At 68.4% G+C, this 22,678-nt stretch carries 25 protein-coding genes; 9 read left to right on the top strand and 16 right to left on the bottom strand.

Annotated features, from left to right (window positions below; all coding sequences use genetic code 11):
- Positions 1–61: 61 nt before the first annotated feature.
- Positions 62–1,270, top strand: coding sequence for an acyl-CoA dehydrogenase family protein (locus tag AC1DF4_RS01365; protein WP_476911221.1), 1,209 nt, complete (start codon positions 62–64; stop codon positions 1,268–1,270).
- A gap of 78 nt (positions 1,271–1,348) precedes the next feature.
- Here AC1DF4_RS01365 and AC1DF4_RS01360 read toward each other — a convergent pair whose 3' ends face one another.
- From AC1DF4_RS01360 to AC1DF4_RS01330, 7 genes are all read right to left on the bottom strand, one after another.
- Entirely contained in the window at positions 1,349–2,143 is a 795-nt protein-coding gene (locus AC1DF4_RS01360; RefSeq protein ID WP_476911220.1) for an SDR family oxidoreductase, read from the bottom strand.
- Positions 2,144–2,179: 36 nt separating this feature from the next.
- On the bottom strand, positions 2,180–3,541 hold the full coding sequence (locus AC1DF4_RS01355) for a glycosyltransferase 87 family protein (RefSeq protein ID WP_476911219.1): 1,362 nt from the start codon (positions 3,539–3,541) through the stop codon (positions 2,180–2,182).
- A gap of 83 nt (positions 3,542–3,624) precedes the next feature.
- Positions 3,625–4,956: an MFS transporter gene (locus AC1DF4_RS01350; RefSeq protein WP_476911218.1), complete on the bottom strand. Its 1,332-nt coding sequence runs from the start codon at positions 4,954–4,956 to the stop codon at positions 3,625–3,627.
- The gene (locus AC1DF4_RS01345; protein ID WP_476911217.1) at positions 4,953–5,489 is read right to left on the bottom strand and encodes a winged helix-turn-helix transcriptional regulator; all 537 of its coding nucleotides are present in this window, start codon (positions 5,487–5,489) and stop codon (positions 4,953–4,955) included. The genes AC1DF4_RS01350 and AC1DF4_RS01345 overlap by 4 nt, the downstream gene beginning before the upstream one ends.
- Positions 5,490–5,641: 152 nt before the next feature.
- Positions 5,642–6,919, bottom strand: coding sequence for a glycosyltransferase 87 family protein (locus AC1DF4_RS01340; RefSeq protein WP_476911216.1), 1,278 nt, complete (start codon positions 6,917–6,919; stop codon positions 5,642–5,644).
- Between the two features lie 6 nt (positions 6,920–6,925).
- Positions 6,926–8,128, bottom strand: a complete 1,203-nt coding sequence (locus AC1DF4_RS01335; RefSeq protein ID WP_476911215.1) for a cystathionine gamma-synthase — start codon at positions 8,126–8,128, stop codon at positions 6,926–6,928.
- A gap of 78 nt (positions 8,129–8,206) precedes the next feature.
- Complete coding sequence (locus AC1DF4_RS01330) at positions 8,207–9,592, bottom strand: cystathionine beta-synthase (protein ID WP_476911214.1); 1,386 nt, start codon at positions 9,590–9,592, stop codon at positions 8,207–8,209.
- A gap of 108 nt (positions 9,593–9,700) precedes the next feature.
- Here AC1DF4_RS01330 and AC1DF4_RS01325 point away from each other — a divergent pair, with 108 nt between their 5' ends.
- Positions 9,701–10,867: an SLC13 family permease gene (locus AC1DF4_RS01325; RefSeq protein WP_476911213.1), complete on the top strand. Its 1,167-nt coding sequence runs from the start codon at positions 9,701–9,703 to the stop codon at positions 10,865–10,867.
- Positions 10,868–10,887: 20 nt separating this feature from the next.
- On the opposite strand, the gene AC1DF4_RS01320 is transcribed toward AC1DF4_RS01325, so the two are convergent.
- Positions 10,888–11,313 (bottom strand): VOC family protein, encoded by a 426-nt coding sequence (locus AC1DF4_RS01320; RefSeq protein WP_476911212.1) that lies wholly within the window; start codon positions 11,311–11,313, stop codon positions 10,888–10,890.
- Positions 11,314–11,476: 163 nt separating this feature from the next.
- Between AC1DF4_RS01320 and AC1DF4_RS01315 the strand changes: the two genes are divergently transcribed.
- The gene (locus tag AC1DF4_RS01315; RefSeq protein WP_476911211.1) at positions 11,477–12,469 is read left to right on the top strand and encodes a DNA-3-methyladenine glycosylase family protein; all 993 of its coding nucleotides are present in this window, start codon (positions 11,477–11,479) and stop codon (positions 12,467–12,469) included.
- Between the two features lie 21 nt (positions 12,470–12,490).
- On the opposite strand, the gene AC1DF4_RS01310 is transcribed toward AC1DF4_RS01315, so the two are convergent.
- Positions 12,491–14,167: an AMP-binding protein gene (locus AC1DF4_RS01310; protein WP_476911210.1), complete on the bottom strand. Its 1,677-nt coding sequence runs from the start codon at positions 14,165–14,167 to the stop codon at positions 12,491–12,493.
- Between the two features lie 101 nt (positions 14,168–14,268).
- Here AC1DF4_RS01310 and AC1DF4_RS01305 point away from each other — a divergent pair, with 101 nt between their 5' ends.
- The gene (locus tag AC1DF4_RS01305) at positions 14,269–14,547 is read left to right on the top strand and encodes a putative quinol monooxygenase (RefSeq protein ID WP_476911209.1); all 279 of its coding nucleotides are present in this window, start codon (positions 14,269–14,271) and stop codon (positions 14,545–14,547) included.
- Positions 14,548–14,676: 129 nt separating this feature from the next.
- On the opposite strand, the gene trxA is transcribed toward AC1DF4_RS01305, so the two are convergent.
- On the bottom strand, positions 14,677–15,090 hold the full coding sequence (trxA, locus tag AC1DF4_RS01300; protein ID WP_224047339.1) for a thioredoxin: 414 nt from the start codon (positions 15,088–15,090) through the stop codon (positions 14,677–14,679).
- 157 nt (positions 15,091–15,247) lie between these two features.
- On the opposite strand from trxA, the gene AC1DF4_RS01295 reads away from it, so the two are divergent.
- The gene (locus AC1DF4_RS01295) at positions 15,248–16,246 is read left to right on the top strand and encodes an ABC transporter ATP-binding protein (protein WP_476911208.1); all 999 of its coding nucleotides are present in this window, start codon (positions 15,248–15,250) and stop codon (positions 16,244–16,246) included.
- Positions 16,243–17,046 carry an ABC transporter permease subunit gene (locus AC1DF4_RS01290; protein WP_476911207.1) on the top strand — a complete coding sequence of 268 codons (804 nt, stop codon included), beginning with the start codon at positions 16,243–16,245 and terminating at the stop codon, positions 17,044–17,046. Before AC1DF4_RS01295 ends, AC1DF4_RS01290 begins: the two co-directional genes overlap by 4 nt.
- 21 nt (positions 17,047–17,067) lie before the next feature.
- On the opposite strand, the gene AC1DF4_RS01285 is transcribed toward AC1DF4_RS01290, so the two are convergent.
- Positions 17,068–17,613, bottom strand: coding sequence for an acyl-CoA thioesterase (locus AC1DF4_RS01285; RefSeq protein WP_476911206.1), 546 nt, complete (start codon positions 17,611–17,613; stop codon positions 17,068–17,070).
- Between the two features lie 10 nt (positions 17,614–17,623).
- A complete protein-coding gene (locus AC1DF4_RS01280; protein ID WP_476911205.1) occupies positions 17,624–18,364 on the bottom strand; it encodes a Type 1 glutamine amidotransferase-like domain-containing protein in 741 nt (246 codons plus the stop codon).
- A gap of 58 nt (positions 18,365–18,422) precedes the next feature.
- Between AC1DF4_RS01280 and AC1DF4_RS01275 the strand changes: the two genes are divergently transcribed.
- Positions 18,423–18,911, top strand: a complete 489-nt coding sequence (locus AC1DF4_RS01275) for an N-acetyltransferase family protein (protein WP_476911204.1) — start codon at positions 18,423–18,425, stop codon at positions 18,909–18,911.
- 42 nt (positions 18,912–18,953) lie between these two features.
- Here the strand turns inward: AC1DF4_RS01275 and AC1DF4_RS01270 are convergent, their stop codons facing one another.
- The 4 genes from AC1DF4_RS01270 to AC1DF4_RS01255 form a co-directional block, all read right to left on the bottom strand.
- The gene (locus AC1DF4_RS01270; RefSeq protein WP_476911203.1) at positions 18,954–19,358 is read right to left on the bottom strand and encodes a VOC family protein; all 405 of its coding nucleotides are present in this window, start codon (positions 19,356–19,358) and stop codon (positions 18,954–18,956) included.
- A 54-nt stretch (positions 19,359–19,412) separates the two neighbouring features.
- On the bottom strand, positions 19,413–19,955 hold the full coding sequence (locus AC1DF4_RS01265) for a GNAT family N-acetyltransferase (RefSeq protein WP_476911202.1): 543 nt from the start codon (positions 19,953–19,955) through the stop codon (positions 19,413–19,415).
- 19 nt (positions 19,956–19,974) lie between these two features.
- Positions 19,975–20,598: a hypothetical protein gene (locus AC1DF4_RS01260; protein WP_476911201.1), complete on the bottom strand. Its 624-nt coding sequence runs from the start codon at positions 20,596–20,598 to the stop codon at positions 19,975–19,977.
- Positions 20,599–20,687: 89 nt separating this feature from the next.
- On the bottom strand, positions 20,688–21,419 hold the full coding sequence (locus AC1DF4_RS01255) for an MgtC/SapB family protein (protein ID WP_476911200.1): 732 nt from the start codon (positions 21,417–21,419) through the stop codon (positions 20,688–20,690).
- Positions 21,420–21,603: 184 nt separating this feature from the next.
- Here AC1DF4_RS01255 and AC1DF4_RS01250 point away from each other — a divergent pair, with 184 nt between their 5' ends.
- Together AC1DF4_RS01250 and AC1DF4_RS01245 are read left to right on the top strand one after the other, a co-directional pair.
- A complete protein-coding gene (locus tag AC1DF4_RS01250) occupies positions 21,604–22,233 on the top strand; it encodes an ANTAR domain-containing protein (protein WP_476911199.1) in 630 nt (209 codons plus the stop codon).
- A gap of 4 nt (positions 22,234–22,237) precedes the next feature.
- Positions 22,238–22,675 carry a DUF1810 domain-containing protein gene (locus tag AC1DF4_RS01245; RefSeq protein WP_476911198.1) on the top strand — a complete coding sequence of 146 codons (438 nt, stop codon included), beginning with the start codon at positions 22,238–22,240 and terminating at the stop codon, positions 22,673–22,675.
- The last annotated feature ends 3 nt before the right edge of the window (positions 22,676–22,678 follow it).

The raw sequence follows: 22,678 nt of genomic DNA, 5'->3' as shown, positions 1-22,678 counted from the left end.
TCCGGAAGTAACCGGGCAGGAACGCCGGGCCGACGCCGGGACAAGACCGTAGGATGCTGGAATGAGCAACGAGGCTGGCTTCCCCAACGGATCTGTTGGATCCGACGTGTCCGACATCCTGGCGATCGATTCCCTGCTGAGCGCCGGGGAACTGGCGGTCCGTGAGCGGGTCCGCGACTTCACGCAGCAGCGGATCCGGCCGGGCATCGCGGGCTGGTACGACGACGGCGTGTTCCCGCTCGAGCTGGCCCCGGAGCTGGGCGAACTCGGAGTCCTCGGCATGCACCTGGAGGGCTACGGCTGCCCCGGCCGGTCCGCGGTCGAGTACGGCCTGGCGGCGATGGAGCTGGAAGCCGGCGATTCCGGCATCCGCACGTTCGTCTCCGTCCAGGGCTCGCTGGCCATGACGGCCATCCACAAGTGGGGCTCCGAGGAACAGAAACAGGAGTGGCTCCCCCGGATGGCCGCCGGCGAACTGATCGGCTGCTTCGCACTGACCGAGCCCACCGCCGGCTCGGACCCTGCCTCGATGACGACCTTCGCCCGCCGCGACGGCACCGGCGACGACTCCGGCTGGATCCTGGACGGCGCCAAACGCTGGATCGGGCTCGCCTCGGTGGCCGACGTGCTGGTGGTGTGGGCGATGACGGACGACGGTGTCCGCGGTTTTGTGGTTCCGGCCGGCACCCCGGGCGTCACCGCAACGCCGATCGGACAGAAGCTCTCCATGCGCGCCTCGATCCAGTGTGATGTCACGTTCGACGGCGTCCGGCTGGGTCCCGAGGCCCTGCTGCCGGCCGCCCGTGGCCTGCGCGGACCGTTCAGCTGCCTGAACGAGGCCCGGTACGGGATCGCGTGGGGTGCCATGGGCGCCGCCCGGGACTCCTACGAGGCCGCGCTGAAGTACGCCCAGGACCGGCTGCAGTTCGGCAGGCCGCTGGCCGGGTACCAGCTGACCCAGGAAAAGCTCGTGAACATGCTGCTTGAGATCCAGAAGGGCACCCTGCTGGCATTGCAGCTGGGCCGGCTCAAAGATGCCGGAAAGCTCCGTCCCGAGCAGATCTCACTGGGCAAGCTCAACAACGTGCGTGAAGCCATCGCGATCGCCCGCGAGGCCCGGACCATCCTGGGCGGGAACGGGATCACCCTGGACTATTCACCGCTCCGGCACGCCGCCAACCTTGAGTCGGTGCGCACCTACGAGGGCACCGACGAGGTCCATACCCTGGTCCTGGGCCAGCACATCACCGGGCTCGGCGCTTTCCGCTAGCCACGAGTTGGCATTTAACGGCAATGTTGAGCGCGAACATTGCCGCGAAATGCCGACTCGGCGGAGTCCGTGGGCTCGTCAGGCGGAGAAGCCGCCGTCGGCCTTGACCAGCTGGCCCGACACCCAGCGGCCTTCGGGCGAAAGCAGGAACGCGACCGTTCCGGCCACGTCCGCCGGGGTTCCGAGCCGCCCGCCGGGTTGGCGCCGGGCCAGGGCTCCGCGCAGCTCCCCGTCCATCCAGCCGGTGTCCACCGGCCCCGGGTTGAGGACGTTGGCGCTGATTCCCTGCTGGCCGAGCTCGCGGGCCGCCGCGATCACGATCCGGTCGAGGGCGCCCTTGGACGCGCCGTAAGGCAGGTTGAAGGCGGTGTGGTCGCTTGTCAGTGCCACTACAGCGCCGCCCTCGGCCGGGGCCTGCCGCGCGAACGCCGCAATCAGCTGCCAGCTGGCACGGGCGTTGACGGCGAAATGCCGCTCGAAGCTCTCCAACGTCGTGTCCAGGATGCCCGAGTCCACGGACTCGGCGTGGCTCAGCACGAGTCCCTGCAACGGCCCGGCCTCCCCTGCGATGTCCTCCATGAGCCGGTCCACGGCCTGCGGGTCCTGGAAGTCTGCCGGCCGGGCCACGACGGCGGCGCCCGTGGCCTGCAGTTCCGCGGTGAGGAGTTCCACGTCGTTGGGCTGGACACCCCAGGGCATCCGGGCGTCATAGTCCTGCCAGTACGTCAGCACGAGGTCCCAGCCGTCGGCCGCCAGCCGGCGCGCGATGCCGGCCCCGATTCCGGCCAGCCGGCCGACGCCGGTCACGAGGACCGTCTTCCGGTGCGGCGCTGCGGGCGGCCCGGGCGGAGTTCCGTGAGAAGTGGCGTCCATGGGCACCAGACTAGCGCCCGCCCTGCCGCGGGAACTTTAGCCCTTGGCAGCCGTAACCGCCGGGCCGACGTCGAACGCCGGGCCCAACGAGCCGCGCCGGAGCACCAGGAACCAGCAGGCCAGAATGGCAAGTGCGCAGAATACGCCGGCGCTGGAGGCCATGATCCAGAGGCCGGGCGTCTGGATGTCGAGGTTCTCCGCGCCCAGCGCCGTACCGATGGTCTTGGGCGAGAACATGAAGACCAGGACCGAAATCCCCAGCACGCCGCCCATGAGCCAGCGCAGCCCGCGGTACCGCAGCGGGGTCTCGCGGAGGGTCCAGGCGAAAGCCGGCAGGACGGCCGCCACCCAGACCCAGTGGTGCGACCACGACACCGGACTGATCAGCAGCATGGTGAGCGCGGTCGCCGAAATGGCCACCACGCGGGATCCCTGGGCGCTGGCTGACCGGATGACCACGGCGGCCACCGCCACCACCAGCAGGCTCAGCAGCAGCCACGGCACGGTGACAGAAGCTTCCGGGACGCCGAAGTGCAGGAGCGCACCCTTGAGCGAGAGGTTGTCGACGTAGCCGGCGCCGCCGATCCGGGACGTGTCCGGGAGGATCTCCAGCCAGAACTGCATGGATTCGGCCGGACGGAGCAGCCAGCCGACCACCACGGTGCCGGCGAAGCCCGCCCCCATGTTCAGCAGGCCGCGCCAGTCCTTGCGCATCAAGAAGTACAGCCCGAACACCAGCGGCGTCAGCTTGATGCCGGCGGCGACACCCACCAGGACTCCGGTTCCGGGGAAACCGCTGGTCCAGTGGCGGTTCCGGGACAGCAGGTCCGCCGCCATCAGGCCCATAAGCAGGATGTTGATCTGCCCGAAGGCCAGGGTTTCGCGCCAGGGGCCGAGGTTCAGCACGGCCAGGACCAGCACCGCGGCGCCCCAGCGGTTTCGCGCCGAGCCGAACGTGGCCCGCCAGTCCGTCCCGGCGTTCCAGTACCGCACTGCGCGCAGGGAAACCCAGCCCGCCACCGCCGTCCCCGCCGCGTTGAACAACGTGAGGGCCAGGGGCTCCGGCAGGCTGGCCAGCAGGCTGAAGAGCAGCGCGGCAAACGGCGGATACGTGAACGGCAGCTGGGGGCCGCCGGCCCAGTCGATGTTGCCCCGGTACAGGTCCGACGGCGCAGCGCCGGCGTCGTTGAGGATCTTGCCGCCGTGCCAATAGACGCTGAAGTCGAGGCCTTGCTTGGCCCAGACACCAAGCCAGGTCCACACCAGGAACAGCACCGCGGCCAGGGCCAGGAGGGTGGAGAGCCGCCCAAGTTGCCGCACCGGAAGCCGTTGCCGCAGCCCGGGCGGCGGTGACGGCACGGGCGGCGCGGGCCTGTTTTCGGCGTCGAGCAGTGACATGGGTCCCCCAAATTTCCAGCTGATTCGAGGCCGATTCGGGGCGCCGGCAGGGCGCCCGGCCTCGCGCCCATCCTACAGAAGCACTACACGGGGACTGCGACGGCGTCCTTCTTGCCGGCGTCCTTGCGGATGGCCGCGCTTACGACGGCGGCGATGGTGCACATCGCGGCGGCCCCGAACCAGGCGTAGGTGTACTGTCCGGTGGCGTCCCGGATGGCGCCGGCCGCCAGGGCCGCGGCGGCCGCACCGAGCTGGTGGGCGGCGAAGACCCAGCCGAACACGACGCTGCCGTCCGCGCCGAAGATCTGCCGGCAGATGGCGGCGGTGGGCGGTACTGTGGCGACCCAGTCCAGCCCGTAGATCACCACGAACACGATCATGCTGGGCTGGACGGTGGCGCTGAGCAGCAGCGGCAGCACCAGCAGGCCGATGCCGCGGAACTGGTAATAGACGGCGAGCAGGATCCGGGGGTTGAAGCGGTCTGTCAGCCAGCCGGAGGCGATCGTCCCGACGATGTCGAAGATCCCGACGACGGCCAGCAGGCCCGCCGCGGTGGTCGTGGCCATGCCATGGTCGTGGGCGGAAGGGATGAAGTGAGTGCCGATCAGGCCGTTGGTGGTGGCGCCGCAGATCGCGAACCCGGCGACGAGCGCCCAGAACGTCCGCACTTTGCTGGCCCGCTTGAGCACCTGCAGGGCACGGACGGCAGCGTTTCTCGGGGGTTCCCCGGCTCCCGCCGGTGCGGCGGACGGCCCCTGCGGGGACACGGGCTCAACCTCGGCACCGTAGGGGAGCACGCCGACGTCGGCGGGTGAGTTCTTCAGGAGCTTCAGGACCAGCGGCACCACGGCCAGGGCCCCGGCGGCGATCAGCAGCGAGGCCTGCCGCCAGCCCGGGTCCTGGGCGAGGGCGGCGATGAACGGCAGGAAGACCAGCTGCCCGGCGGCGCTGCCGGCGGTGAGGATCCCGATGACGAGTCCGCGGCTTTTCGCGAACCAGGTGTTGGCAATCGTCGCGGCGAAGACCAGCGCCATGGACCCGGTGCCGAGCCCGATGAGCAGCCCCCAGGTGAGCAAGATCTGCCAGGACTGCGTGACCAGCACCGTCAGTGCGCTGCCGGCGGCGATCAGCACGAGCGCCACGGCGGTGACCGCGCGGATGCCGAAACGTTCCATCAGGGCGGCCGCGAAAGGCGCGGTGAGGCCGAAAAGCACCAGGTTGATGCTGACCGCGGCCGAGAGCACGGTGGTGGACCAGCCGAATTCGGTCTGCAGCGGTACCATCAGCACGCCCGGCGCGGCCCGGAAGCCGGCGGCCCCGACCAGGGCGAGGAAGGCGACCGCGGCGACGACCCAGGCCGGGTGGATCTTCCGCCGCTTCGGGGCGGGCAAAAGGGTGGTTTCGGGGGCGCTCATTGGGCGGGTCCGTTCTGGGAGGAGGCCTTCACGGACGCCGGGGCGGCGTAGGTGGCGGCAAGGGGCACCGGGTCCGGGGTTCTGGCAAGGCTGTGCCAGCTCGTGTTCCGGGCCGTCAGCTGTTCCCCGCATTCGGTACAGCTGTCCGCGGACGTGGTGCGCGCGCCGCAGCCGGTGTGGACCACGAACATGTGGGCTTGTTCCGAGGGGGCCGGCAGGTGCTTTTCTGCCCAGATCACGACGGCGTTGAGCACCGGCAGGGCGTCCTCCCCCTTCTCGGTGAGTACGTACTCCTGGCGGGTGCGGCCGCCGTCGTCGTAAGGCTGCCGGGTGAGCAGCCCGGCGTCGACGAGCGCCATGAGTCGCTTGGTGAGGACGGAATCCGCCGCCCCCAGCCGGGACTTCATGGCGTCGAAGCGGCCGTTGCCGAAGAAGACCTCGCGGAGGACCAGCATGCCCCACGGATCGCCGAGGATGTCCAGGCCGCGGGCCATGCTGCAGCTGCGCTGGGACCAATCGGATCGAAGTGCCATGCGGACAAAACTAGCTGACTATCTTCAAGAAAGCTATATATTTCGTCGAGTTGGCATTTCGCGGCAATGTTTCGCGAAAACACTGCCGCGAACTGCGCACTCGAGTGGCGCGGGCCGGCGCACTCCGGACGTGCGGGAAGGGTCCCGGCCCGCTACACCCCGGGGCGGAGCGCGGCGCGGGAGGGGCGGTAGGCCAGCGCCCAGTAGACCAGCATGGCGATGCCGCAGAGCACCCCGAGGCTCGCCACGATCAGCTGCCACTGCGTCTGCGGGTCCTTGCCCCACTCCGCTGCCCCTGCCATGACCGCCAGGTATTTGGGGGTCAGGTAGAAGGCCAGGGCCGAGAAGCCGACGATGATCCACCCGGCCAGGCGCATCCGTCCGTTCCGGGACGGCACCCGGTGGATCGCGAAGCCCATGCAGGGCAGCGCCACGGCCATCCACACCCAGTGGTGGGACCAGGACACCGGGCTGATCAGGAGCATCAGCACCGCGGTCGCGGAGACGGCGACGAAGTTCTCGTCCGCGGCCACCGCCCAGGCGATCACAAGAGCGGCAAGCCCGGCCAGGGCCAGGGAGAGCACCAGCCACATGATGCTGGTCAGGCCGGAGTCCGGCATTCCCAGGTGCAGCAGCAGGCCCTTCACGGAGAGGTTGTCCACGTAGGCCGGCCCGCCGATCCGTCCGGTGTCCGGCAGGATTTTGGTCCAGAAGGTGAGCGAGGCCGTGGGCAGCACGGCCCAGGCCAGGCCGATCGAGCCGAAGAAGCCGGCCGCCATCCAGCCGAGCGCCTTGAAATCGCGGCGCACCAGGAAGTACAGCCCGAACGCGAGCGGGGTCAGCTTGACGCCGGCGGCGATGCCGATGAGCAGCCCCGCGGGCCAGCGGATCTCCCCGGCCCGGGCTTTGCCGTAGAGCGCGAAGTCGGCCAGGATCAGGCCCATCAGGATGATGTTGATCTGGCCGAAGTCAAAGGTGTCCCGCCAGGGTCCCAGGAGCAGGATGGCTGCGGTGCCGGCCAGGGCAACGGCCCGGAACCGCCAGTCGGCGACGGCGTTCCGCCAGCTTCCCAGGCGGAAGTAGTGCCGTGCGAGCCAAGCGGACACGATCCCTGCGCCCAGCAGCGCCGTGGTGATGAACACGAGGCTGCCACCGGCCTGGCCCAGCGCCGCCATGGCCGCGAACAGCAGTGCGGCGAACGGCGGGTACGTGAACGGCAGCCCGTCCCGCGCCGCGTAGAGCTCGTTGACGCCGGTCTCGCCGGCCTGCAGCACCCTGTTGCCGCCGTAGAAGTAGACCTCAAAGTCGTTCATCAGCGGAATGTAGGACGAGTACAGCACCACCAGGGCGGCGGCGACGGCGAGCGCGCCGGCCGCCGTCGCGGCCCAGCCGAGGGAGGTGGAGGGCGTGGCCCTGATGGTGGTGGTCACGGGTGCTTAGCTGCCTGACTCGCCGGCCGCAGCTTCAATCTGCGAAAAAGCATGTTCGAGGTCGGCGATGAGGTCCTCGACGTCCTCGATGCCGCAGGAGAGCCGGATCAGGTTGACGGGGACGGCCAGTTCGGTGCCCTTGACCGAGGCATGCGTCATTTCCGAGGGGTAGTTCATCAGGGATTCGATCCCGCCGAGGGACTCCGCGAGGGTGAACACGGAGGTCGATTCGGCCACCTTGCGAGCCGCCGCCTCGCCGCCCTTGAACTGCACGGAGATCATTCCGCCGAACTTCTTCATCTGCTTCTTCGCGAGCTCGTGGCCCGGGTGCGAGGGCAGTCCCGGGTACAGCACGGCCTCCACCTCGGGGCGCTGCAGCAGCCACTCGGCCACTGCCTGGGCGTTGTCGCTGTGCCGGTCCATCCGGACGCCGAGGGTCTTGAGCCCGCGCGTGGTGAGGAAGGCGTCCATCGGGCCGGAGATGGCACCGACGGCGAACTGCACGAAGCCGATCTTCTCGGCGAGCTCAGCGTCATTGACGATGATCGCGCCGCCGACGACGTCGGAGTGCCCGCCGATGTACTTAGTGGTGGAGTGCACCACGACGTCGGCACCGAGCGCCAGCGGATTCTGCAGGTACGGCGAGGCGAAGGTGTTGTCCACCACGAGGAGGGCGCCGGCGTCGTGCGCCACCTTGGCGAGGGCCTCGATGTCGGTGATTTTCATCATCGGGTTCGACGGCGTCTCCACCCACACGAGGCGGGTCTTGCTGGCCGCGACCGCCGCCGCGACAGCGTCGAGATCGGACATGTCCACCGGGGTGTTGCCGATGCCCCACTCCCCCAGCACCCGGCTGATCAGCCGGTAGGTGCCGCCGTACGCGTCGTTGCCGAGCACGATGTGGTCGCCCGGGCGGGTGAGCGCGCGGATCATCGAGTCCTCGGCGGCGAGGCCGGAACTGAAGGAGAACGCGGCGGTCCCGCCTTCCAGTGCGGCCAGCTGTTCCTGCAGGGAATCACGGGTGGGGTTGGTCCCGCGGCCGTATTCGTAGCCGGCGCGGAGGACGCCGATCGCTTCCTGCGCGTACGTGGAGGAGAAGTGCAACGGCGGCACGACGGCGCCGGTGCGCGGCTCGAACTCCTGGCCGGCGTGCACGGCGCGGGTGTTGAAGCCGGGGGTTTTCGCGGAGGGGGTTTCTGGCAAAGACATGTGCGTTCCTTTCGGCCGGCGGCCGGACGCCCGGGGAGGGCGGTCCGGTGTCCGGGTCAGTGTGCGGTCAGTTGCAGGTCAGCTGCTCAGGTAGGCGAGCAGGTCATGGCGGGTCAGGATCCCCACCGGGGCGCCGACGAACGTCACCATGAGGGTGTCCGCGTCGGAGAGGAGTTCGCGGGCGGTCGAGATCGATTCGAGCGAGCCGATCACCGGCAGCCGGGCCTCCATGTGTTCGGAGATCTTGTCCGACAGCTTGGCCTCGCCGCGGAACAGCTTCGCGGTCAGGGTGCGTTCGTCCACGGCGCCGAGGACCTCGCCCATGACCACGGGCGGTTCCTGGGACAGGACCGGGATGTGCGAGACACCGTATTCATTCATGATGTTGATGACGTCGCGGACGCTCTCATTGGGGTGGATGTGCACCAGGTCCGGCAGTTCCCCGGTCTTGGCCTTGAGGATTTCCCCCACCGAGGCTTCGTCGCCGCTGGCCAGGAAGCCGTAGGAGCGCATCCACTGGTCGTTGAAGATCTTGGCCAGGTAGCCGCGGCCGGAGTCCGGCAGGATCACGACGACGACGGCGTCGTCCGGCAGGCCCTTGGCGACCTGCAGGGCGGCGACGACGGCCATGCCGGAGGACCCGCCCACCAGCAGTCCTTCCTCGCGGGCGAGCCGGCGCGTCATCTCGAAGGAGTCGGCGTCGCTGACCGCGATGACGTCGTCCGGGACGTTCTTGTCGTAGTTGGCGGGCCACATGTCCTCGCCGACACCCTCGACGAAGTACGGCCGGCCGGTGCCGCCGGAGTAGACCGAGCCTGCCGGGTCGGCGCCGATGATCTTGACCATGCCGCCGTCGGACTCCGCACGGTCCGCGGAGACTTCCTTGAGGTACCGGCCGGTGCCGGTGATGGTGCCGCCGGTGCCGGCGCCGATCACGCAGTGCGTCACGCGGCCGTCCGTGTCGCGCCAGATCTCCGGCCCGGTGGACTCGTAGTGGCTGGCCGGGGCGGCCGGGTTGGAGAACTGGTCCGGCTTGTAGGCGCCGGGAATCTCGGTGACCAGGCGGTCCGAAACGCCGTAGTAGCTGTGCGGGCTGTCGGGAGCGACGGCGGTGGGCGTCACTACGACCTCGGCGCCGTAGGCCTGGAGCACGGCGCGCTTGTCCTCACCGACCTTGTCCGGCACCACGAAGATGCAGCGGTAGCCCTTCTGCTGGGCCACCAGAGCCAGGCCGACGCCGGTGTTGCCAGAGGTGGGCTCCACGATGGTGCCGCCGGGCAGGAGCTTGCCGGTGCGTTCGGCCTCCTCGATCATCTTCACCGCGATGCGGTCCTTGATGGAACCGCCGGGGTTCAGGTATTCCAGCTTCACCAGGACCGTGGCCCCGATGCCGTCGGTAACGTGGTGCAGCTTGACGAGCGGCGTATTGCCGATGAGGTCCAGAACGGACTGGGCGTACTTCATAGGTACAAAGTTACCGTCTCCACCCGTCATGGAAGGATTCGGGCACGTCGGGGCGGCCGGCCAAGGGGCCGGGTGCGAAGATAATGCGGTGAAGCGAGGGAGTAGCCGATGAGCCTGAAGAGTTACCTGCTCCCCGCCGGGATGCTGGCCGCAGGGTGCGCCGCGCTGCTCACCGGGCTCCTGCCCTGGCCTGCGTTCCAGGAACTGGCCGGCCGCACCGTACCCGTCCTGGCGTTCGTTGTGGCCATGTCCCTTGTGACGGAAATGGTGGACGACGCCGGGCTGTTCCGGGTGGTGACGGATCGTCTCGCCGCCCTGGGCCGGGGCCGGGTGTTCCTGCTGTGGCTGCTGGTGGTCGGCCTGGCCACCGTCTCCACTGTGTTCCTGTCCCTGGATACGACTGCGGTGCTGGTGACTCCGGTCGTCGTGCTGCTGGCGGTCCACGCGCGGATCCCGCCGCTGCCGTTCGCCCTGACCACGATCTGGCTGGCGAACACCGCCTCCCTGCTGCTGCCCGTTTCGAACCTGACCAACCTCTTGGCCCAGGACCGCCTCAACCTGAGTCCGGCCGGCTTCGCCAGCCTTGTGTGGGCCCCGGCGCTGGTGGGGATCCTGGTTCCGATCGGTCTCCTGTGGCTGGCCTTCCGGAAGGACCTGGCGGGCCGCTATGGGCCGCAGCCGGTCCACAAGGTTCGGGACAAGGTGCTGCTCTATTCGGCGTCGGGGGTGATGGTGCTGCTCTTGCCCGCACTCGTCTCCGGCGTTCCCGTGCAGTTCCCGGCGATGGCCGCGGCGGCGGTCCTGCTGGGCCTGTTCCTCTGGCGCCGCCGCTCTGCGCTGCACTGGTCCATGGTTCCCTGGCGGCCGCTCATGCTCACGTCGGGGCTGTTCATGGTGGTGGAGGCAATGCACGCGAACGGCCTGACGCAGGCCCTGTCCGGGATCGCAGGTTCCGGCGAAGGGCTGCCGGCCCTGCTGCAACTCGCCGGACTGGGCGCCGGAGCCGCGAATGCGGTCAACAACCTGCCGGCCTACCTCGCGCTGGAACCGGTGGGCGACTCGCCCGTGCGGCTCGCGGCGCTGCTGATCGGGGTGAACCTCGGCCCGCTGGTGACCCCGTGGGCGTCGCTGGCCACGCTGCTCTGGCACGAACGGCTCCGCACGCTCAATGTCGAGATCCGGTGGGGAGGGTTCGCGGCGGCGGGGCTCGCCGCCGTCGTTCTCACCGTCCCGCTCGCGGTCGTGGCGCTCTGGCTCGCCACGGGGATGCCCTGAGGCCGGCCTGCCCGGCTGATTCAGGCGCCGATGTCGTTTCCGGAGGCCGCGGAGCCGCCGTCTCCCCCGGGCGCGGTCTGCCACAGGCCGATAATGTTGCCTTCGGTGTCCCGGAAGTAGGCGGCCCAGCCCATGCTCCCGACTTCCTGCCGTGGCTGGACAGTGCTGCCGCCCAGGGAGTTGATCTTCTCCAGCGACGCGTCAATGTCGTCTACGTCCACCGTGACCAACGGGGAGGTGAGGTGTCCTTCGCGCCGGAACATGCCGCCGTTGATGGACCCCGGCACGGAGGGCATGCCCGTTTCATCCGATGGCGTCGTCATGAGCATGGCGTAACTCATCTCGGGCACGGGGCTGATCTTCCAGCCGAACGCCGAGCTGTAGAACTCCCGTGCGCGGCTCTCGTCGTCCGCGGGGATCTCGAAATGTACCACTCCACCAGCCATCACTCTCTCCTAAGAACAAGGATCCGGGCCTAAGGGCAGGCGTGGGCGCTCCACGCCACAGCCGGAGTTTAGCCCCGGGCGCACCTGAGGTTAAGGGCCCAATGGCCCACGCCCTTGTGCGGGCCGTGCGGCCGCTGTCAGGCGTTCGTGGAATCATGGTCAGATGACCATTGCAGACGTCCCCGCCGGTTTGGCCGCCGCGGCTGACGCCTCGCTGCGGTGGCACCCGGGCGGTCCTTTCGACTTGTCCCGGACGGTCGGCACGCTCCTGCGCGGTCACGGCGATCCGTCCATCCGTACAGCTCCGGACGGCCTCTGGATGGCGTTCACGACGCCGTCGGGTCCCGCCACGCTCCGGCTGGCGGTGGCATATCCTCCGGACTGTCCGTCGTCGGATCCCGCCGTCGACGTCCGGGCCTGGGGGCCGGGCGCCGCCGATGCCGTCGATTCCGCGCCGCGGCTGCTGGGCCGCGACGACGACTGGTCCGCCTTTGATGAGCCTGCGTTCTACGCCACCCTCCCCCGCATGGTTGTTGAGGCCCGACGCCGGAACCTCGCCGTGCGGCTGCCGGCTACCGGCCGCCTCATCGACGCCCTCGTGCCCACGATCCTGGAGCAGAAGGTCACCGTGATCGAGGCCCGGCGCGGCTACCGGTATCTGATGTACCGCTACGGAACGCCGGCGCCCGGCGCCGGCACCGTCGCCCCGGCTAACCTGATGGTCCAGCCCACGCCCGAGCAGTGGCTGCGCATCCCGTCCTGGGAATGGCACAAGGCCGGGGTGGGCCCGCAGCGCTCAGCGACCGTCATGCGCGCGCTGCGTTCCGCCGTCGCCCTGGAACGGCTCGCTGCGCTCCCGGCCGTGGAGGCCTCCGCCAAGCTGCAGACGATTCCCGGCATCGGCGTCTGGACCGCGGCGGAGGTGGTCCAGCGCACGCACGGCTGCCCGGACTCCATTGCGGTGGGCGACTACCACCTCGCGGCGTACGTCGGTGCGGCACTGACCGGCCGCAGGACTGACGACGCCGGGATGCTTCGGCTGCTCGCCCCGTGGGCCGGGCACCGGCAGCGCGTGGTCCGGATGATCGGCCTAAGCGGCTTCCGCAAACCGACCTTCGGTCCGCGGATGACCATCCAGGACCACCGCGGCCACTAGCACCCCGGCCCGGCGGTGCGGCTAAAGCCCCAGCTTGGCCACCGCTTCCTGCCGCATGTCCACCTTGCGGATCTTGCCGGAGACCGTCATCGGAAAGCTCTCCCGCACGTCCACGTAGCGCGGGATTTTGTAGTGCGCCAGCTTCCCGCGGCAGAACTCGGCCAGGCTGCCGGCGTCCAGCGGGGCGGCGCCGGGTTTGAGGATGACGCAGGCCATCAGCTCCTCGCCGTACTTGGCGTCCGGCACGCCGATCACCTGCACGTCCTGGATATCCGGGTGGGTATACAGGAATTCCTCGATCTCGCGGGGATAGACGTTCTCTCCGCCGCGGATCACCATGTCCTTGATCCTGCCCTCGATCACGATGTAGCCGTCCCCGTCCATCCGGGCCAGGTCCCCGGTGTGCATCCAGCCCTCGGCGTCAATCGCCTCGGCGGTCTTGTCCGGCTGGTTCCAGTAGCCCTTCATGACGGAGTACCCGCGGGTGCACAGTTCGCCGATCTCGCCGCGCTGCAACACCTCCCCGGTCATCGGGTCCACCACCTGGCTCTCCAGGTGCGGCATTGTCCGGCCGACGCTTTCGGTGCGCTGGGCCATCGTGTCCACGCTGCGGGTCATCGTGGACACCGGCGAGGTCTCCGTCATCCCGTAGCAGATGGCCACATCCCGCATGTTCATCTCCGAGATGACCCGGTTCATCACCTCGATGGGACACAGCGAGCCCGCCATCACCCCGGTGCGCAGGGTGGACAGGTCATAGGAGGCGAAGTCCGGCAGCGCGAGTTCGGCGATGAACATCGTGGGCACGCCGTACAGTGACGTCCCGCCGAAGTCCTGCACGGCTTCCAGCGCCGCGGCGGGCGTGAAACCCCGGCCAGGGATGATGGTGGCGCAGCCGTGGCTCAGGGCGGCCAGGTTTCCGATCACCATGCCGAAGCAGTGGTAGAACGGCACCGGCAGCACCACCCGGTCGTGCTCGGTGTACTCCAGCAGCTCGCCGATCGAGTAGCCGTTGTTCAGGATGTTGTAGTGCGACAGCGTGGCCCCCTTGGGGAAGCCCGTGGTGCCGGAGGTGTACTGCAGGTTGATCGCGTCGTGGGGGTCCAGCTCGGCCATGCGCGCCTTCAGCGCGGAATGGGCGACGTCGTCGGCCCGCTTGAGCAGCTCCGCCCAGGTGCGCTCAGCTTCCGTTTCCGGGTCGCCGGCAGTGAGGCCGGGCAGGCCCGCGTCGGGCAGGAACACGAGTTCGCGGAGCTCGGGGCACTCGGCCAGCGCCCGCCGGGCCATGCCCGTGTAGTCGCTGTTGCGGTCCGACGGCGCCGCGACGAGCATCCGCATGCCGTTTTGCCTGACCACGAACTCCAGCTCATGGCTGCGGTAGGCAGGATTGACGTTGACCAGGACCGCCCCGACCTTGGCGGTGGCGTACTGCAGGATGGTCCATTCGGCGCAGTTCGGGCTCCAGATGCCGATCCGTTCGCCCTTGGCCACGCCCAGGGCCAGCAGCGCGCGTGCCACGCGATCGACGTCGTCGTTCAGCTTGGTATAGCTCCAGCGGCGGGCTTCTTCGCCCGGCACCGCTGCGGCCTCGATCAAGGCGTCCTGGTAGGGGAATCTGGCCACGATCCGTTCGAAGTTGTCGCCAATGGTTTCCTCGAGCAGCGGGACGTCAGTGTCCCCGGCTGTGTATGAAAGCATGGTGTGACGCTACCAACACTCGGCCGGCAAAAGAAGACTGAAGCTTGGATGTCCTACGAAATCTTCGGGACAAAAAGCCGCGGACCGGTATGGTAAAAACCATGAGCGCACTTGTAGACCTGCAGGCCATCTTTATCCCCAACGACGGCGAGTTCTTCCGTGTGAAGCTCGCGCTGGAGATCGCGATTGACGAGGTGGTCAACGAGCCCGGCTGCATCCGGTATGAGCTCACCGAGGCCAGCGAGGACAAGCTCGTGCTGACCGAGCAGTGGGCCTCGCAGGAGGATCTGGACAAGCACTCGAAAGGCACCGCGGTCCAGGACCTCAATGAGTCCCTCAGCGCCCTGCTGGCCCAGCCGGTCCAGCTTGTGAAGCTCTGACCCGGCGCTAAGAACCAAGACAAACAAAGACAACGCGGGGTCACTCCGCGCCCATTGATCACTGGATCATGGGCACGGAGTGACCCCGCGTTGCTGTATCGGTCTGCGCTATGCCATTCGGACGGGCTGCTAGGCCTCGGGGATCTGGCTGCCGTCCTGCTTGCCGGCCGCTGCGGCAGCCTCGGCCTGGGACCGGGCGACGTGCGCGTGGACTTCCTCCATGTCGAGGGCCTTGACGGCGTCAACCACCTGCTCCAGCTGCTGAGCATTCAGTGCGCCCGGCTGGGAGAACACGAGCACTTTTTCGCGGAACGCCATCAACGTCGGGATGGACGTGATGCCGGCCTCGGCGGCGAGCTGCTGCTCGGCCTCGGTGTCCACCTTGGAGAAGACCACGTCCTGGTGCTTCTCGGAAACTGCGGCGTATGTGGGTCCGAACTGCTTGCACGGGCCGCACCATTCGGCCCAGAAATCAACGAGGACAATGTCGTTGTCCTCGACGGTAGATGCGAACTGTTCACCTGTAATGTCTACGGTAGCCATGGGTCAACGGTACGCGAGCAGTCCCGCGTTGTCCCCTGCATTTCGCTGTTGGCACACCCATGTGACGCCCCTCATCGGCAACCCGGCCACACCCTGCCCGCCGCCCCGGGGCGTAGGACCCTAGCCCCCGCGGCGGCCGCGGCCTAGCATCAGCGCCATGTCCCCAGACGCCGGAAACACGTCACGCCAGGCCATCGTCGTCGACTCCCTTACCAAGAGGTTCGGTCATCGTGAAGTGCTGCACGCCGTCAGCTTCGGCATCGAGCGGGGCTCCGTTTTCGGCGTGATCGGCCCCAACGGTGCGGGCAAGACGACCGTCATGAGGTGCCTGCTGGACATCATCCGGCCCACCGCGGGCACGTCGACGGTGCTCGGCGAGGACCCCCGGGCCGCGGGTCCGGCGCTCCGCCGCCGGATCGGATACCTGCCCGGGGAGCTGTTCCTGGAGGGACGGATCACCGGCCGCAAGCTGCTCTCCCATTACGCGGACATCAGCGGTCCCGTCAGGCCCGGCCGCATCGATGCCCTCGCCGAGCGGCTGGGCCTGGATCTGGACCGCCACACCCGCAAGCTCTCCAAGGGCAACAAGCAGAAGCTGGGGCTCGTCCAGGCGTTTATGCATGATCCCGAGCTGCTGGTCCTCGATGAACCGACAAGCGGACTGGACCCCCTCGTCCAGCAGGAATTCCTCGCCATGGTCCGCGAGGCGCGGGGCAACGGGCAGACGATTTTCCTCAGTTCCCATGTCCTCAGCGAAGTCCAGCAGGCGGCCGACGAGGTCGCGATCCTCCGCGACGGCCGCATCATCACCGTCGCCACCGTGGACAGCCTGCGGGAGGGCGCCGTGCGGCACGTGCGTTTCACCGCCACCGGGATTTCCATGGCCGACGCCGGCGCGCTGCTGGCGGTCGTGCCCGGGATCGGACACCTTGAGGTGCTGCCGGCGGGCGACGGCGTCGAACTGTCCGCCACGCTGGGCGGCGCGATCCAGCCGCTGCTCCAGGTTTTGACCTCCCTCAGGCTCACCGAGCTGGTGCTGGAGGAGCCGGACCTCGAGGAATCGGTCCTTGAGCTCTACGGCACCATCCGCGGCAACGGAAACGGCTCCGGCAACGACGTCAACGGACGCCGGCGCCGGAAAGGACACAGCGCATGAAGAAGCCGCTGCCCCTGTTCACGCGGGCGTTCGTGGACTCTTGGCGTTCCACGCTCGGGTGGGCGGCAGGGCTCGCCGCCACGATCTTCATCTACCTGCCGCTTTATCCCTCGATCGGAGCAAGCCCGGAGATGCAGGGCGTGATGGAGGCCTTCCCCCCGGAGATGATCAAGGCCCTCAACTACGACCAGATCACCTCGGGACCCGGCTACACCCAGGCCACGATGTTCGGGCTGATCGGCTTCCTGCTGATGACCATCGCCTCCGTGGCGTGGGGAGCGGCGGCGGTCGGCGGGGACGAGGAGTCGGGCCAGCTTGAACTCACCCTGGCCCACGGCGTGACCCGCACGCAGGTGGTTCTGGAGCGCGCCCTGGCTATCCTGCTGCGCGTGGTGCTGCTTGTGGCCCTGGTTTTTGCCCTGATCCTGCTGCTGAATGACTCCGCGCAGCTGAATATCAGGCCGGAGAACCTCCTCGGCGCCTCTGTGCTGTTCGCCGGGCTGGCCATGCTCTCGGGCAGCACGGCGCTTTTCGCCGGCGCGGTGACCGGGCGGAAGACCTACGGGCTGGCCGCGGGCGCCGGCGTCGGGGTCCTGGGCTATGTGTTCAATGCGGTGGGCCGGCAAAGCAAGGACGTCAACTGGCTCCTGGACTTCTCGCCCTACAGCTGGGCCTACGGCAACAACCCGGTGGCCAACGGGGCGGACTGGGCCGCGGCCGGCTGGCTGTGGGGCATTTCGGCCGCCCTCGTGGCGCTCAGTGCGACGGCCCTCAGCCGGCGCGACGTCGGGACCTCCTAGCCGGCTTAGGCCCAGGCCGGCTCAGGCCCAGACGTGCGGCGCCGGGCGCCGCGCCCCGGGCAGGGCGTTGGTTTCGCGCCATTCGTGGATCCATTCGGGCAGTTCAAGGTCCGCCGGCGGCGCCCCGAACTCACGGATGATTTCTTCCTGGCTGACCGGCTTGCCCTTGCTGACCAGCCGGGTCGCGATAAAGGCGCGGGCGTAGATTTCCCCGTCCACCACCATGCGCTGCTCGAAGTAGATGGCTTTCTCGTCGAGGCCGATGATCTTCGTTTCGATCGTGTACCGCTGCCACAATTGCAGCGACCGGCGGAAGGCGATGGTCTCCCCCGCCGCCACAGGGCTCCACCCGCGGCGGCGCATGGCCTTCCAGGTTCCGCTGCGGGCCATCAGGTCGAACCGGCCCAGGTCCATCAGGGAGAAATACATGCCGTTGTTGACATGCATCGCAATGTCGATGTCAGTCGGGAGGACCTTGAGCGGCAGCGAGGACGTGTCCCAGATGCTCAACGGGGAGCGGCGCGAGGACGTGAACAGCAGGATAAGCGTGCGCAGGAGCAGGTGCATGGGGACTATGTTACCGGCCAGTAACAACACTGCCAAGGATGGAGACCGTCGCCTTGGGTCCCGGACCCCGGATCAGCCAGCAGTTCCCGGTCCCGATCCCCCGCTGCTCCCCCGGGTCTGAGTGCGGCAGCACCAGGGCCGTGTTCTCATCGACAGCCACTGCCTTCCCGACCATTCCGTGGACGACGGCGGCGACGGCGCGGCCCAGCGTGCCGGCCTGTGCGGCGTGGACGTCGACGGCGAAGGACACGAGGCCCAGCCCCTCGCGGAGCTCCACCTCGCCGAGCCCCTCGGATGCGTCCTCGGGGCAAACCTCAGCGCCGTGGACCATGTAGCCGCCGACTATCGCCCGCTCCGGCGCGATCATGGCACCCGCGGAGAATCCCAGGTATGGAGAGCCCGCCTGCACAGCGTGGCGGATGGCCGCGGCGGCCGACCGCAGGCCCTCAACGTAAACAGGAGTTGGACCTCCCCCGACGACGATCGCGTCAACGCCGTCGAACACCCGGGGGTCCACGTGTTCCTGCCCGCGGAGCAGGACGGTCACCACTTCGCACGGCGTCCGGCGGTGCAGCGGATCCAGATAGGCGGGCAGGAAGTAGGAGGCGCTGCCTTCGTGGTCAACCAGAACCACGGCGATCCGCGGCGGCCGGCCGCCGCCGGTTCGGTGCACCACCTCCGTCACGAACTGGGCGAAGATCACGGGAGTTGTCGTGGTGTCCGGGCCTCCGCCGACCAGAAAGATGCTCATCGCTTCAACGTACCCGGAACACGCGCTCGCCGGAGCCTATGCGTATTACGCTGTCCGGATGACATCAGACCTGACGCTTCGGGCCGCCCTGCTGGACGATGCCCCCGGGATCGCCCGCGTGCACATCCAGGCCTGGCGCGAGTGCTACGCGCACCTGCTGCCGGCGGCGACCCTCGCCGGATTGGAGCAGGGTCCACGGGAGGCCAGATGGCGCAAGATCCTTGCCGCGACCACCTCGGATATCTGGGTGGCCTGCGCGGGACAGGACATCGTCGGCTGGGCGAGCGCCGGGGCCGGCCGCGACGACGACGGACCCCGGCCAAGGGAGCTGGAGGGGATCTACGTGCTGGCCAGCCACTACGGCTCGGGGGCGGGGCAATTGCTGCTGGACGCAGCCGTGGGCAGCAGCGGCGCGTACCTCTGGATTGCCGACGACAATCCCCGCGCGTTTGCCTTTTATGCCCGCAACGGTTTCGTCCCCGACGGTGCCACAGGGTCGCAGGAGCTGGCCGGGACGCCGGTCCGGATCCTTCGGATGGTGCGCTGAGCCGGCGCGCAGGGCAGCCCCCAGGGCCGGCCGTGCGCAGCGTCAGTCCGCGGCGATCAGCTCGGCCTCGAAGCCGTCCGAATTCACCAGGTAGGCGGCGAAGTGGTCCGGGCCGCCGGCGTGCGGGTACTTTTCGGGGAACAGTTCACGCCAGCCATGCCCGACGGCGTCCGCCGCCAGGGCGTCCACTCCGGCACGGGTCCCGGCGCTGAAGGCCAGGTGATTGAGTCCGGGAGCGGTCCGGTCATGCGTCCGGCCGCTCAGGGCCGGGGACTCCTCGACGACGATGTACGTCGGCCCCCGCCGCCAGCTGCACCCGTCCGGCCACGCTTGGAATTCCTGATAGCCCAGCCGGCCCAGGAGCCAGCCCCACTCGTCCTTGGCTCGGCCCAGGTCCGGAACCCACAGTTCGACGTGGTGCAGGGCTCCGAGGGATTCATCAGTCATCCAGAGAGTCTCGCACGGCCGAGGTGCGCTGGCTCGTGCCGGAAACCGGCGGCCTCAGTACAGAATGCGCTGGAAGAGGATGTGGTCCTGCCAGCCTCCGGCAATATTGAGGTAGGCCGGTGCCACACCGATCTCCGTGAACCCCGAGCGTTTGAGGATCTTTTGCGAGGCGGCGTTGTTCAGCAGGGTCGCGGCCTGCAGCCGGTGCAGGCCCAGCTCCTCCCGGGCTGTGGCGATCGCGTAAGCCACTGCCGCCGAGCCGATCCCGCGCCCGTTGTAGTCTTTGTCCACCCAGTACCCGAGGTGGGCGCTGAGGAACGGCCCACGGACAATGCCGCTGAGGGTCATCAGCCCCACAATGGCGTCGCCGTCCGTCAGAACCCAGGGCACATCAGAACCGGCGATGAACAGGGCCAGCTTGGACTGGACGCTCACCATCTGACCGTCCACGGTGAAGAACTCCTCGGCCCGCAGCGGCTCCCAGGGCGCCAGGTGTTCGCGGTTCCGCAGGTAGGCGGCGCACATGAGTTCTGCATCGGAGACCCTCAACACCCGGATCCGGACGGTTCCGGCCAGGGGTTCGCTCTTAACGGTCATCGAAAAGCTCCGTGCCGGTTCAACCCGGTGTGAGCCAGTACGGCTGGACGAGCCCCGCCGCCGAGGCCAGCACGTCCGCGCTGACCACGATGGACTCCTGATCCATGCCGACGTCGGCCCATTGCGCCACGATCCGCAGGTCTCCAACTGTTGGCAGCGGCCACAGCCAGAACTTCACCGACGACGTGATCTCATCGTCACTGCCCGAGCCGCCGCCGCCACCGGCCGACGTCAGCACCGGTCCCGGCCCCGGGTCGGCACCCTCGATCCCCCAGTGGGGCCACTCGTCTGCCGTGGCTTTGCCCCCGTCGGGGTACGCCACACCGAGCCGGAATCCCCCGCCACCGCCCTGCGTGCCATACCGGAAGGACGGCCGGTTGAAGCACCGTTCAGTCAACGAGCCCCATTCGGCGTCGGTCTCGGTCCCCCGACGGATGGTCCAGATGAGTTCCAGCACGCAGCCCGTGGAGTAAACCTCCGCGCCCTTCACGGCCATCACCATCCGCTGGCTGCGCTGCAGGAACAGGCCGAGGGGCACCACGGCAGGAAGTTCGTCCGTCGGCGGAGCCGCCCACGGTGGAACCAAGAATTTGGGCTGCCGCGGCCGCTCCGGCGGCGCTGGAAGGTCGTCAAAGAAGGACATGCCCTCATCCTTGCACCGTCGTCAACCCCCGCCCGGCACACAACCGCGCGGCTCAGGGGACGAGGCGCCTCCCGTCCCCGCTTCGGGATTCAGGATTCGTCGTCGTCATCGTCGTCGTCGTCCTCGCTCGAATCGGTTCCACGGACAATGACGCTTGCGACGCCGTGCAGGTCCATGAGGGGGAGGACGAGGTTGCGCAACGGATGGCGGCCGAAGAACCTGACCTCCATCGAGACCATCGGCTTCTGCTCGTCCCCGGTCCTGCGGGTACGCAGGATCGAGGAACTGAACCCCATGGTGGTGGCGATCTCGAGGATTTGCCGCAACACCCCTTGGCCATCGGCGTAGTCGATATGCATCACGCGGTTTCTGTCCACGGAGGGGATTCTGCGGACGGCGGGGGCAACCACGAACAGGGTAATGAGGTGGAAGACCGTCAGTACGGCGCCCAGGGAGACCATCCCGGCCCCGCAGGCCATGCCCACCGCGGCGGAGACCCAGATGGTGGCGGCCGTTGTGAGCCCACGGACCACGTCCCTGCCTTTGAAGATGACGCCGGCACCCAGGAAACCGATTCCGCTGACGATCTGGGCCGCGATGCGGGAAGGGTCCACGACGGCGCCGGGCTCCGTCACGAAGGCGAAGCCGTAGGCGGACACGAGGGTAAAGGCGCACGAGCCGAGCCCTACCAGCACATGGGTCCGGTAGCCCGCGCTTTTCTGCCGGACCTGCCGCTCGATGCCGATCAGCGAACACAGCACGAACGTCGCGAGCAGCAGGCCGGCTTCCACCAGACTCGTGCCGGTGAAGAATTCGAACATGCCGCCCGCCTTCCTGGGCCGGCCGGTCCCAGCGGACCGCCCGGAGATCACTGTCCCTAAGGTGACTTTAGCAAGGCCGCCGCCAGTCGTCGTCGGGCACTGCCCTACCTTCGGCGGATCCCCCGCCCTAGGATGGAACAAAGCCGCCGTTTGGTCAGCGCGCGGCGGGGACTTGGGGGCCGCAATGCGTGAGAACAATGCCGTTTCGTCGACGTCACAGAACTTCGGCGACACCGTCAGCACTCTTCTGGAACTCGTGGTGGACAGCACCGGGACCGGCTCCGGCGTCGCCGATTTCCTGGCCGAACTGGCCCGCCTGGCGGCGGAAGGACTGTCCCGTCCGGAACGCGACGTTTCCTGCGGCGTCACCGTCACCCGTCGCAAGCAGCCCCCGTCATACGCGGGCAGCGCCGGAGAGGGATCCGTCAGCATCCTGCGGATCCCGCTTGACTTTGACGAGGAGTACTCCGCCGTCGTGAACCTGTATTCCCCGCGGCCTGGAGCCTTCTCCCCCGAAGACGCCGCGGAAGCGCGCCGGTTCGCCGCCGATGCCGCCCGGCCCCTGCTCCTGGCGCTCCGGATCTCCCAACTCAGGGAATCCCGCGAGGACCTGGCCGCCGCGATGCAGTCGCGGACCATCATCGACATGGCAGTCGGGGCGATCATGGCCCAGAACCGGTGCGGGCGGGACGCCGCTTTCAAGATTCTCCGGAATACGTCCAACAACAGAAACATGAAGATCCGGGATGTCGCGGCAGCAGTGGTGGCCTCCATCGCCGGCGATACGGACTTCACCGCACGCTTCGAGGAGTGACACAGTGGATGACATTTACGGTCTGGAACGGTTCGTCCTGGCCCAGGACGCAGGCGCAACCTACCAGCGCGCCCTCGACGAACTCCGGGGAGGTGCCAAGCGCACCCACTGGATGTGGTTCGTATTCCCGCAGATCGCAGGCCTCGGGCAAAGCCCCACCGCCCGGAAGTATGCCGTCACGGGAATGGATGAAGCGCAAGCCTACCTGCGGCACCCGGTGCTGGGTCCGCGGCTGGCGGAATGCGCCGGGATCGTGGCCGGACTCGAGGGCCACACCGCGGGGCAGATATTCGGTGGCATCGACGAACGGAAGTTGCACTCCTCAATGACGCTCTTCCTCCGGGCGGACCCGCAGCAGAGCGTGTTCGGGGCGGTTCTCACCAAGTACTTCGCGGGGCTGCCCGATGCGGCCACAGACCGGCTTCTTGCCGGACCCGACTGACCG

The sequence above is a fragment of the Arthrobacter sp. 05N429 genome (genome assembly GCF_056397045.1).
The sequence above is the reverse complement of the archived record's forward strand: the minus strand, read 5'-3'. Positions and strand labels throughout refer to the sequence as shown.